Source organism: Paenarthrobacter sp. NPDC092416 (assembly GCF_044755025.1).
GTDB lineage: Bacteria > Actinomycetota > Actinomycetes > Actinomycetales > Micrococcaceae > Arthrobacter.
The window spans coordinates 1-11,913 of record NZ_JBIVQG010000006.1 but is presented as its reverse complement, the minus strand read 5'-3'; the positions used below and the strand labels follow the sequence as shown (position 1 = coordinate 11,913).

General features: G+C 63.8%; 10 protein-coding genes. 6 read left to right on the top strand and 4 right to left on the bottom strand.

What is annotated here, in order from left to right; genetic code table 11:
* Positions 1 to 20: 20 nt before the first annotated feature.
* Positions 21 to 1,364, bottom strand: a complete 1,344-nt coding sequence (locus ACIQC5_RS12510; protein ID WP_400282470.1) for an 8-oxoguanine deaminase — start codon at positions 1,362 to 1,364, stop codon at positions 21 to 23.
* Between the two features lie 412 nt (positions 1,365 to 1,776).
* Between ACIQC5_RS12510 and ACIQC5_RS12505 the strand changes: the two genes are divergently transcribed.
* The 5 genes from ACIQC5_RS12505 (at position 1,777) to ACIQC5_RS12485 (ending at position 9,149) form a co-directional block, all read left to right on the top strand.
* Positions 1,777 to 2,271, top strand: a complete 495-nt coding sequence (locus ACIQC5_RS12505) for a nucleoside deaminase (RefSeq protein ID WP_400282467.1) — start codon at positions 1,777 to 1,779, stop codon at positions 2,269 to 2,271.
* A gap of 6 nt (positions 2,272 to 2,277) precedes the next feature.
* A complete protein-coding gene (locus ACIQC5_RS12500; protein ID WP_400282464.1) occupies positions 2,278 to 3,855 on the top strand; it encodes an NCS2 family permease in 1,578 nt (525 codons plus the stop codon).
* 347 nt (positions 3,856 to 4,202) lie between these two features.
* Complete coding sequence (locus ACIQC5_RS12495) at positions 4,203 to 5,462, top strand: XdhC family protein (RefSeq protein WP_400282462.1); 1,260 nt, start codon at positions 4,203 to 4,205, stop codon at positions 5,460 to 5,462.
* On the top strand, positions 5,453 to 6,367 hold the full coding sequence (locus ACIQC5_RS12490; protein WP_400282459.1) for an FAD binding domain-containing protein: 915 nt from the start codon (positions 5,453 to 5,455) through the stop codon (positions 6,365 to 6,367). The genes ACIQC5_RS12495 and ACIQC5_RS12490 overlap by 10 nt, the downstream gene beginning before the upstream one ends.
* Before the next feature lie 13 nt (positions 6,368 to 6,380).
* Positions 6,381 to 9,149 (top strand): molybdopterin-dependent oxidoreductase, encoded by a 2,769-nt coding sequence (locus ACIQC5_RS12485; RefSeq protein ID WP_400282456.1) that lies wholly within the window; start codon positions 6,381 to 6,383, stop codon positions 9,147 to 9,149.
* Between the two features lie 63 nt (positions 9,150 to 9,212).
* Here the strand turns inward: ACIQC5_RS12485 and ACIQC5_RS12480 are convergent, their stop codons facing one another.
* Both ACIQC5_RS12480 and nboR read right to left on the bottom strand, forming a co-directional pair.
* Positions 9,213 to 9,680 carry a GNAT family N-acetyltransferase gene (locus ACIQC5_RS12480; protein ID WP_400282453.1) on the bottom strand — a complete coding sequence of 156 codons (468 nt, stop codon included), beginning with the start codon at positions 9,678 to 9,680 and terminating at the stop codon, positions 9,213 to 9,215.
* Between the two features lie 28 nt (positions 9,681 to 9,708).
* Positions 9,709 to 10,320, bottom strand: a complete 612-nt coding sequence (gene nboR, locus ACIQC5_RS12475; protein ID WP_400282451.1) for a nicotine blue oxidoreductase — start codon at positions 10,318 to 10,320, stop codon at positions 9,709 to 9,711.
* A 187-nt stretch (positions 10,321 to 10,507) separates the two neighbouring features.
* On the opposite strand from nboR, the gene ACIQC5_RS12470 reads away from it, so the two are divergent.
* On the top strand, positions 10,508 to 10,699 hold the full coding sequence (locus tag ACIQC5_RS12470; RefSeq protein ID WP_400282448.1) for a YegP family protein: 192 nt from the start codon (positions 10,508 to 10,510) through the stop codon (positions 10,697 to 10,699).
* A gap of 81 nt (positions 10,700 to 10,780) precedes the next feature.
* Here ACIQC5_RS12470 and ACIQC5_RS12465 read toward each other — a convergent pair.
* On the bottom strand, positions 10,781 to 11,913 hold a 1,133-nt coding region (locus ACIQC5_RS12465), incomplete at its 5' end, for a transketolase-like TK C-terminal-containing protein (protein ID WP_400282446.1).

Below are 11,913 nucleotides of genomic sequence, written 5' to 3'. Positions count from 1 at the left end.
CCCGGCCCAACCAACAGAACCTACCCACCCACCAGCTTCCGCGCCGCCGCAGAGTGCTCGGCGATCAGCCCTGTTACGTCGAGCCCGGGAATTTCACCGTCCACTACCCGCCAAGCACCCCCGATCATCACGCGATCAGCACGGTCAGCGCCGCACAGCAACAACGCGGCAACGGGGTCGTGGCTCCCGGAAAACCTCAACGAGTCAAGCTTGAACAGGGCAAGGTCGGCTTGAAGGTCAGGAGCCAACTGCCCGATGTCGGAGCGGCCCAAAACGGCGGCAGACCCGCGCGTTGCCCAGCCCAGGGCCCGCTCCACAGGGACGGAAGCGCCGTACCGGAGCCGCTGCAAATACAGGGCTTGGCGTGCCTCGAGGATCATGTTGGAAGCATCGTTCGACGCAGATCCGTCCACGCCCAGCCCCACGGGCACTCCCGCTGCCTCGAGTTCCAGAACACGGGCGGTACCGGATGCGAGCCTCATGTTGGAGGTTGGGCAGTGCGCGACGGCGGTGCCCGCGGCTCCCAGCCTGGCGATCTCGTCGTCGTTGAAGTGGATGCCGTGTCCAAGCCAAGTGCGGGATCCGAGCCAGCCCACGCTTTCCAGATAGTCCACAGTCCGCAGCCCAAACATGGAGCGGCAGAAGTCTTCCTCGTCAATGGTCTCGGCAAGGTGTGTGTGCAGCCGGACATCGTAGCGTTCGGCCATGGCTGCGCTTTCGGCCATGATTTCTTTGGTCACCGAGAAGGGGGAGCAAGGGGCCAGGGCTATCTGCACAGACGCGCCGTCCCCGGTTTCGTGGTACTGACGGATCAGCCGTTCGCTGTCCGCAAGGATCGCCTCGGGTGACTGGACCGTGGTCCTGGGCGGCAGCCCGCCGTCGTCCTCTCCCAAGGTCATGGAACCACGGGTCAGTGTTGCCCGCATCCCCATGGACCGGACCGCCGCGACCTCGATGTCGATGGCGTCTTCCATGCCGTCGGGGAACAGGTAGTGGTGGTCGGCGGCGGTGGTGCAGCCGGATAGCAGCAGCTCAGCGAGGGCAACCTGCACCGCAAGCTCAAGGCTGCGGGGAGTCAGCCGCGCCCACACGGGGTACAGGTTTTGCAACCAGGGGAACAGGGGAGCGTTGGCCACCGGCCCCCAGGCGCGGGTAAGCGTTTGGTAGAAGTGGTGGTGCGTGTTGATCAGGCCAGGCAGAACCACGTGTGAGGAAGCGTCAAAAACGGACGCGGGCAACGAAGGCTGTCCGCCTGTGGGCACGAGCTCCACGATTTTCCCGTCGGAGACCACCAAACCGCCACCGGCGTCGAGGTCGTTTGCGGTGAAGATACCCAGCGGGTTCTTGATCCAAAGAGGGGTCATGACAGGGTCCTTGTCTGGTCGGCATGTATGCGTTCCAGCTCAGTTAGGCCCTGTCTGCTGATCCAGGTTTCCGGGCGGCCAGAGCGCGGCCCAGTCCAAAAAGCGTAGGATGCTCGACGGCGGCAGTCAACGCCCGCGGGCACGTCACGGTCATATTCGGACGGCAACACCCTCGAATCACTAATTTCGTATGACGAAATTAAATTTTCAAAAAACTATGGCGCGGCTCACAAACGTGGTGCTACGCTCTAACTGCCAAAGGCGGGCACCCGGACCTCGGGAAGCTATCTACCAGGCGCAACTTAACCTTCATCGCACATGCTGAAGCCTGGTAACCAAGCTAACTGGAGCTCCTCTCTGTAGCGCCCCCAAACAGGTCACCCGGCTTCCACAGCACTAAGGAAGTCGCAACATGAGTACAACCGTCACGGCCGAGCAATTCCTGGCCACATCCATTGAGCTGGCAACAGCCAATGTCCTCAACAGTGGTGGCCCCTTCGGCGCCGTCATTGTTACCGCGGATGGACAAGCCTTCGAAGGCGTCAACCGCGTTACCGCCACGAACGATCCCACCGCCCACGCAGAAGTTACGGCCATCCGCAACGCCTGCCGCGAACTGGGAACTTTCGATCTGAGCGGTGCAACCCTCTACACCAGCTGCGAGCCATGCCCCATGTGCTTGGCCTCCGCACTCTGGGCACGCATCGATCGCGTGATTTTTGCCGCTGACCGTCACGACGCCGCATCCGTCGGCTTCGACGACGCCGTGTTCTACGAGTACTTCGAGAACGAGAACCGGGACGCGCTGATGCCGGTGGCCAAGCTGGAACTGGGCGACCCCCAGGCTCCGGCGGTCCTCCAGCCGTTCAACACTTGGAACACGCTTGATTCCAGGATTGACTACTAGGGCCCGGTGGCTGACATGACAATCCTGGATCCCGCAGAAATGCAGACCGCAGCTGAAAAGCAGGCTGCGCTCCTCCCCAACGGAGGCAAAAGCGCAGAGCCCACAGCGGCAAACGCAAAGCACACGGCAACCGGCAACAACAAGCCTCCGGTGTCGAACTCCTTCCTGGATAAGTTCTTCCAGATCTCCAAGCGTGGCTCTACGCTGGCCCGCGAATTCCGCGGCGGCCTGGTCACCTTCTTCACCATGGCGTACATCGTCATCCTGAACCCACTCATCCTGGGTGGATTCTCGGCCGACAACGCCCCTGTTGATGTGGCCGGCGGATGGCTCTCGGCAGCACAGGTGGGCGCCGTCACCGGCCTCACCGCCGGTGTCATGACCATCGTTTTCGGCCTCGTCGCCAACCTTCCGTTCGGCCTCGCGGCCGGCCTGGGCATCAACTCGTTCCTCGCCGTCGCGGTCATCCAGGAAGTCACATGGCCAGAAGCCATGGGCCTGGTGGTCATCAACGGCATCCTGATCGTCCTCTTCGGCGCCACCGGTGCCCGTACGGCGATCTTCAAGGCAGTCCCCAAGGAACTCAAGGCCGCCATCACCGTGGGCATCGGCCTGTTCATCGCCTTCATCGGCTTCGTCGACTCCGGCTTCGTCCGTCCCACCAAGGGCGGCCCGCCGGTCCAGCTCGGCACGGACGGTTCCATCACGTCCATCCCCACGCTTGTCTTCATCATCGGATTGCTGGTCATGGGTATCCTCGTGGCACGAAAGATCCAAGGCGGACTGCTGATCGGCATCGTCGCCACCACTGTCCTTGCCGCTGTTGCCGAGGCTGTGTTCCATATTGGTCCGGGCACCGCCGACAACCCCGGCGGCTGGCACCTCAACGTGCCCATCCTCTCCAGCCAGCTGATGTCCGTCCCGGACCTCAGCCTGGTAGGCCAGTTCGATCTCTTTGGTTCGTTCGCCAGGATCGGTGGATTGGCTGCCACAATGCTGGTCTTCACCCTGGTGTTCACCAACTTCTTCGACGCCATGGGCACCATGACCGGCCTGGCCAAGAGCGCAGGCGTGGCACACAAGGACGGTACGTTCCCCAAGCTGAAGTCGGCCTTCATCGTTGAAGGCATGGGCGCAGTAGTGGGTGGCGCGACGTCGGGTTCTTCCAACACGGTGTACATCGACTCAGCGGCCGGCATTGGCGAAGGTGCCCGCACCGGTCTCGCTTCGGTGGTCACAGGTTTGTTGTTCCTGGGCTCGATGTTCTTCACACCGCTCACCTCGGTAGTCCCGCTGGAAGTTGCTGCCGCAGCACTGGTTGTGGTGGGCGCGATGATGATGGCGCAGATCCGCGAGATCAAGTTCACCAAGTTCGCCATTGCCCTGCCGGCGTTCCTCACCATCGTGACCATGCCGCTGACCTACTCCATCGCCAACGGCATCGGCGTCGGCTTCATCTCCTTCGCCGTCATCAGCGCGGCGTCCGGGAAGGCCAAGAAGGTCCATCCGCTCATGTGGGTGGTCACCGCGGGCTTCATCATCTACTTCGCCCGGGGCCCCATAAACGCCCTGATGGGTGTCTAGCCCGGAGCCCCAGCCCGCGCCGGCGGGTCAATATCCGGCACATCGAACGGCGGTCCATCCGCACCCACCGCACGAATAGGCGTCAACCGTCGTGATCCTTTGGGAAGAGGCACGACGGCGGGCGGCGGCCCTGCCGGTCAGCTCCCCTGGCCGGCGGGGGCGGGTGCTGTTGCTCCGCTATGGAGTGGGGCAGGGAGATGAAGCCCTGCCCCACTCCTATGAACCCGCTAAACCAATTAGCCGCGACTCCCTCCGCATCCTCAGGAAAATGAGAATATGAGGGCAAGATCGCGCATTGCTCCGGCCGGGCCATCTGGCCGGTGCACCTGAAATAAGGACGTGTTGCCATGCTGGATCTGATGCCTTCGCTGGGCAGTTGGCGGCCTGCGGTCTCTGGCCAACGATGCGCTGTGGCCACGATCGTCGGTACGGGCGGCTCTGTGCCGCGGCCTATGGGCACCTCCATGATGGTCTCCGAACAGGGCGAAATCCTGGGCAGCTTGTCCGGAGGTTGCGTGGAAGGTGCCGTCGTTGAGGCGGCCTTGGAAGCAATGCGCGACGGCGGTCCCCGGCTGGAGTCGTTCGGCTACAGTGCCGAGGACGCGTTCGCCGTCGGACTCACCTGTGGAGGAGAGCTGGAAGTCCACATCCAGCCGCTCGGGGTTGAGTCACGCGAGCTGGCCCTCTTCACAAGCCATGGCGCCCAAGCCCCTGCTGCCATGGCACTTATCCGCAGGCTTGACGCGGGCGGAGGTGCCGTCGTCGTCGATGATCCTGTCAGGTTCCGCGCCATGGAGTCACCGGACCTGGCCCGGCTGGTGGGCGATCATCCCGCCACGCTCTTCGCGGCTGCCGCGCAACTTGAGCCGCTGCTCCAGGGTGGCCGCACCGAGCTGGTCCGGCTGGCACCGCCCGAAGGATGCATCGACGGTTGGGTGACTGTGGAAAGGTGGGAATCCGCCGACCCCGAAGAAGAAGAAACACAGCCCGAGCCCATTACGTTGTTCGTCGAAAGCCGCTTGCCGGCCGCACGGATGCTGATCTTCGGCGCCAACGACTTTGGCGCCGCTTTGCTCCCCGCCGCACAATTGCTCGGCTACAACGTCACGCTCTGCGACGCCCGCCCCGCGTTTGCCACGCAATCCCGCTTCGCCGGCGCGGACCAAGTGATCACCGACTGGCCGCACCGCTACCTCGAAAGCGAAGCAGCAGCCGGCCGGATCGATGCCCGAACCGCGGTGTGCGTCCTGACCCACGACCCCAAGTTTGATATTCCCCTGCTCGAAACCGCACTGAAACTTCGGCTGGCCTATGTTGGTGCGATGGGATCCCGTCGCAGCCATCGACAACGCGTTGACGCGCTGCTCGACGCCGGTACTCCCGCCGAAGCCCTCGAGCGGCTGCATTCACCGATCGGGCTGGACCTGGGTGCCGTGACTCCCGCTGAAGTAGCGGTATCGATCACGGCAGAGATCGTCGCCGGGCGGGGGAGCGCCGCCCGCCAAGCTGCTGCCGGGTATGCACCCGCTTTTCCATCTCTCAAGGACGTCTCCGGACCGATCCATTCGGCACGTCAACACCTCACTCAGGAGGACCCATGGACATGAACACCATCGAGGCCGTGGTGCCCACCACGGACCCGGCGCAATGGCGCGACGGCGATGCCTGGCTGGCCGGAGGAACCGTCCTCTTTTCCTACGGGAGCACCGTCCTCAAGCGGCTCCTCGACTTGGGCGAAGCGGGCTGGCCTGCCATCACTGTGACCGAGCATGGCATCGATCTCGCGGCAACATGCACAGTTGCCGAGCTCTACGCCTTGCCACGCGACGCGGAGATTGCTGACCGCGAGTGGCCCGGCTTGGCGTTGTTCCGCCCGTGCTGCGACTCGTTCGTGGCCTCCTTCAAGGTTTGGAACATGTCCACTGTGGGCGGCAACATCTGCACGTCCCTTCCGGCGGGACCCATGATCTCGCTCTGCGCAGGACTCGACGCCGTGGCAACGATCCTCAGCCCGGATGGCGGAAGCCGGACCGTTCCGGTGGCCGATTTCGTCGTGGACGATGCGCAGAATGTGTTGGCTCCGGGGGAGCTCCTGCGTAGCATCCACCTTCCGGCTTCGGCGCTGTCAGCCCGGGTTGCCTTCCGGCGGCTTTCGCTCAGCAACCTCGGACGTTCCGGTGTCTTGCTGATCGGGCGGCTCGACCCCGACGGCGGTCTGGTCATCACCGTGACTGCGTCCACCAAAAGGCCGGTGCAGTTGCGGTTCCCCGCCGGGCAGGTGCCCGACGCCGGGACGTTGGCTGACGCCGTCGAGAATTCCATTTCGTGGCCGCTGTACCACGACGACATCCACGGGCTCCCGGCATGGCGTCGAGACATGACGTTCAAGTTGGCTGAGGAAATCAGGGCCGAACTCCGGGGCGAATCGATGGTGGTGTCGGGCGACTTCTGGCCGCCCCACGCAACATCGCCGCAACCGTCCGCGCAGCCCGCACAACCAGGCACCCCGTAGAAGGAGGCCCACCATGGCAATTGAAATCAACGGCGCTGCCACGCAGGCCACGCCCCGCCCCGGCCAATGCCTGCGCACTTTCCTCCGCGAACAAGGAAACTTTGGCGTCAAGAAGGGCTGCGACGGCGGCGACTGCGGAGCCTGCACCGTCCACGTTGACGGCACTCCGGTCCACAGCTGCATCTACCCGGCCGTCCGGGCAGAAGGCAAGGCAGTGACCACCATCGAAGGCCTCTCCAAAGACGGCGAGTTGCACCCTGTGCAGGAGCAGTTCCTGGAGGGGCAAGGCTTCCAGTGTGGCTTCTGCACCGCCGGAATGATGATGACCGCGGCCACGTTCGACGACGAGCAACGGGCCAACCTTCCGCGCAGCCTCAAGGGCAACCTATGCCGCTGCACCGGTTACCGCTCCATCGCCGACGCCGTCTGTGGACTTGGCGGCGACCACCACCATGACGCCGGCTCAACGGGCCAGCTCGGCGACAATGTTCCAGCTCCCGCAAGCCACGCTGTGGTCACGGGAACCGCGCGTTACACGCTCGACGTGCCGGCCGAGCAACTGCAAGGCCTGCTGCACCTCAAGCTGCTCCGTTCGCCGCACGCCCACGCTCGCATCATCTCCATCGACAAGACCGCGGCCCTCGCGGTTCCCGGCGTCCTGGCAGTGTTCACTCACGAGGACGCACCGACGCAACTTTTCTCCACCGCCCAGCACGAGCTCTACACCGACGACCCCGACGATACCCGCGTGCTGGATAACGTGGTGCGGTTCATCGGGCAGCGTGTAGCAGCCGTTGTGGCTGAATCCGTGGGCGCTGCAGAGGCCGGAGCTCGCGCGCTGGTGGTGGAGTACGAACTGTTGGACGCTGTGTTCAGCCCGCACGAGGCGCTTCTGCCAGGGGCCCCGGCCATTCACGGTGAGAAAGATGGCGAAACTTCCCGGATTTCGCGTCCGCACCAGAACGTCATCGCCGAGGTCCACACAGAGCTGGGCAGTGTCAGCGACGGTTTCGCGAACTCCGACTTCATCCACGAGCACACTTACCAGACGCAGCGCGTCCAGCACGTTGCCATGGAAACCCACTCGTCCATTGCATGGCTGGACGAGGAAGGCCGCTTGGTGGTTCGATCGTCCACGCAGGTTCCCTTCTTGGTCAAGCGCACGCTGGGACGGTTGTTTGACCTGCCGGAAGACCGCATTCGGGTGGTGGCCGGCCGGGTTGGCGGCGGCTTTGGCGGAAAGCAGGAAGTCCTGACGGAGGACCTGGTGGCACTTGCCACCCTGAAGCTCCGCCGCCCTGTGCAGGTGGAATTCACCCGCACTGAGCAGTTCACGGCCACAACAACCAGGCATCCGTTCACCATCAAGCTCAAGGCCGGTGCCAGCAGGGATGGTCACCTGACAGCGCTCCAGGTGGAAGTTGTCACCAACACCGGCGCCTATGGCAACCACGCGCCGGGCGTCATGTTCCACGGCTGTGGTGAATCCCTGGCCCTGTACAAATGTGCCAACAAGAAAGTGGATGCCCAGGCCGTCTACACCAACACCGTTCCGGCCGGCGCGTTCCGCGGCTATGGCTTGAGCCAGATGATCTTCGCGATCGAGTCCGGCATGGACGAGCTCGCGGTGGGCATTGGCATGGATCCCTTGGAATTCCGGCTCAACAACATGGTTCGGCCGGGAGATGACATGCTCTCCACCAGCCCCGAGCCCGAGGAAGACGTCCACTACGGCAGCTACGGCCTGGACCAGTGTGTGTCACTGGTCCGGGACGCCTTGGACAGGGGCAAGGAACGCTACCGGGCAGCAGGCCTGGACGACCTTGGTCCGGACTGGGTCACCGGCGAAGGCGCAGCGTTGTCCATGATCGACACCGTCCCGCCGCGCGGCCACTTCGCACACACCCGGGTGAGCCTGGAAGCGGACGGAAGGTTCGCCGTCGACGTCGGAACTGCCGAGTTCGGTAACGGCACCACAACTGTTCACGCCCAATTGGCGGCAACCGCACTGGCGACGACGGCGTACAACGTGACTGTTCGCCAGTCCGATACCGACCTTGTGGAGCACGACACCGGCGCCTTCGGTTCGGCCGGTACGGTGGTGGCCGGCAAAGCGACGCACGCTGCCGCCGTCGAACTTGCATCCCGCATCCGCGTGGTAGCCGCGGCACTCGAAAGGGTGCCGGAGGCAGACTGCGTGCTGATGGCCGACGGCGTTCTGGTTGCTGGATCGCGCACGGTGCCGCTCACCGAAATTTTCGACGCCGCCAGGCACCAGGGCGTGCAGCTCGCCGCGGACGGGAACTGGGGCGGGACGCCGCGTTCGGTAGCGTTCAACGTGCACGGATTCCGTGTTGCGGTCAACACCGGAACGGGTGAGCTGCGGATCCTGCAGAGTGTGCAAGCTGCTGACGCCGGCGTTGTGGTGAACCCGCGGCAGTGCCGTGGGCAGATCGAGGGCGGGATCGCGCAGGCACTTGGTGCGGTTCTGTATGAGGAAGTGAAAGTGGACGACGCCGGACGCGTCACCACGGACATCCTGCGGCAGTATCACATTCCGTCCTTCGCGGACGTGCCGCGCAGCGAGGTCTACTTCGCATCCACCAACGACACCACCGGTCCGCTCGGCGCCAAGTCCATGAGCGAGAGCCCGTTCAACCCGGTGGCGCCAGCACTGGCCAACGCGATCCGCAACGCGACAGGGATCCGCTTCGGCGAGCTGCCCATCGCCCGCGACAAGATCTACTTGGCCCTCCGCGACCGTACTCTCATTCCCAACTGAGTCGCAGTTGAGCGCGTTTTGAGCCGTCAAAACGCGCTCAACTGCTACCTACTTGGGTGAAAGCTACTTGGGCGAAAGATCGAGCTCCATGAACACGCTGTTCGGGTCCAGGGTGTAATCGGCAAACGGTGGGCACTCGGTAAATCCGTGCCGGGCGTACAGACGACGCGCGGGCGCAAAGTACTCCTCGGTTCCCGTCTCCAAGCTGACGCGGGCGTAGCCGCGCTCCGATGCCTCGGCCACGATGTGCTTGAGCATCAGGGTGGCCACTCCGCGTCCCCGTGCTTCGGCGGTGGTGCGCATCGACTTGATCTCTGCATGCCCGGTGGACAACGCTTTCAACGCGCCACACCCCAGCAGAACGCCGTCCTCGCGCGCGGTCCAGAAGGTGATCGCGTCGGTGGACAGCGCTGAATGGTCCAGCGCATGCACGCTCTCAGCGGGCGACGTAGCGAACATGTCAGCCAGGTGTTCATCGAGTAGCCGATGGACGTCGGGGAGTGTGGGATCGTCAGTTTCGATGCGGATCATGCCCCCAAATTTACCGGTCCGGGCAGGTTCACATATCCAGCAGGTGCAGCTGATCCTTGGTGTCCAGGTCCTCGCCGGAACAGAGATCGCTGCAGTCCACCAGATCCACCAGTCCCGGGTGCGCCTTCAGGAAGGACCGCGCACCCGTGTCACCATTGGCGGCTTCTGCCGCTTGGGCTCGGAGTTCGACGTCGATAATCACCGGGTGCCGACGCTTGAGGTGACCTGACTCGTCCGGGTAGGCGGCTGCCGTGACCCGTCCGGAATGGTGGCTGCCCAGCAGCCTGCTTACCGCCGTCGGGGTTAACCCTGGTTGGTCCACCAAAGCAACCATGATGCTGTTGCCGGGTGCGGCGGCTTCGATTCCTGCGCGGAAGGATCCGGCCATGCCCTTGGCCCAGTTTTCGTTCACTACCACGAGGTGTGGACCCAGGTCAGTGGTACTCCGGACGCGGTCCGCCTCTGCGCCCAGCACCACCACAACTTCGCGGCAACCGCCGTCGAACAGGGTGTCGGCAAGGACCTCTACCAGCGTCCGGCCGCGGAAGGGCAAGAGGGCTTTGGGCCCTCGGCCCAGTCGCGTGCCGGCCCCCGCGGCAAGCAGGACGCCCGTGGTCGGCGCCGCGCCGGATTCGCTCATAACCTCACCATACGCGCGGGCTTCCGTGAGGTCTCTAGGTCCTTTCGTGCTTTCCATTTCATCTACCTAAATCGGTTGCAAATTACTCGCGGGTAGGTCTGTTGGTGGCCTGAATTGGCCATTATTGTCGGGAACGGAGTTATGAAGTCAGCTCGGGCGCGACGATGCGTGAAGGGTAAAGGGGAACATGGCGGGTAGTTTCGAGATTCTCAAAGCCGGACAGGACACATTCCGGTTCCGGCTAACAGACAACGACGGCAGGATTGTGGCAGTGTCGCCACAGTTCCCAAATCTGAAGGCCGTAGTGGCCGGTATCAACGCGGTCCGCGAGAATGCCGCGACTGGCTTCATCGTTGATCACAGGAACCTTGGCACCTGAGCTTGGCTCGGGTTCCCGGCGAAACGCAATTGGCGGCAGTGTTCTTCACGAACACTGCCGCCAATTTTTGTTGGTTCGGGTTTAGGCGTCGCCGCCTGATCCGCCGGTGGTCCCGGCGTTCACGTCAAGAAGCTTGTACCGATCAATGGCGTACGACGGCGCGCCCTCCTCGACTTCACCCCTCGCCGCCAGCAACTGGAGGGTTTTGGCGACGATGGAGTGGGTGTCGTTTTTGAAGTAGCGGCGTGCGGCTTGGCGGGTGTCGGAGAAGCCGAAGCCGTCTGCTCCGAGGGAGGCGAAGTCGTTGGGGATGAATTGGCGGATTTGGTCGGGGACGGCTTTCATGTAGTCGGAGACGGCGATGACTGGTCCGGTGGTGCCGGCGAGTTGTTCGGTGATGAACGGGGTGCGGGCGGGTTGGCCGGGGTTGAGGAAGGCGTGTTCTTCGGCGGCGAGTCCGTCGCGTCGGAGTTCGTTCCAGGAGGTCACGGACCAGACCTCGGCGGCGACGTTCCAGTCTTCGTTGAGGATGCGTTGGGCTTCGAGGGCCCAGGGTACGGACACGCCGGAGGCGAGGATGTTCGCGGTGGGGCGGGTGTTTTCTCCTGCGGGGGCGGGGTTGAGGTGGTAGATGCCTTTGAGGAGTCCGTTGAGGTCCAGGTTTTCTGGTTCGGCGGGTTGGGTGATGGGTTCGTTGTAGACGGTGAGGTAGTACATCACGTTTTTATCTGTACTGTCGTCGCCGTACATTTGTTCGAGGCCGTGGCGGATGATGTGGCCGATTTCGTAGCCGTAGGCGGGGTCGTAGGTGAGGACGGCGGGGTTGGTGGAGGCCAGGATGGGGGAGTGTCCGTCGGCGTGTTGGAGTCCTTCGCCGGTGAGGGTGGTCCGTCCTGCGGTGGCGCCGATGATGAAGCCGCGGGTCATTTGGTCCGCGGCGGCCCAGAAGGAGTCTCCGGTGCGTTGGAAGCCGAACATGGAGTAGAACACGTAGATCGGGACCAGGGGTTCGCCGTGGGTGGCGTAGGCGGTGCCGGCGGCGGTGAAGGCTGCGACGGCGCCGGCTTCGTTGATGCCGGGGTGGATCAGTTGCCCGGCGGGGGATTCTTTGTAGGCCAGGACGAGGTCGCGGTCCACGGAGAGGTAGTTCTGGCCCTTGGGGTTGTAGATTTTCGCGGTCGGGAAGAACGCGTCCATGCCGAAGGTGCGGGATT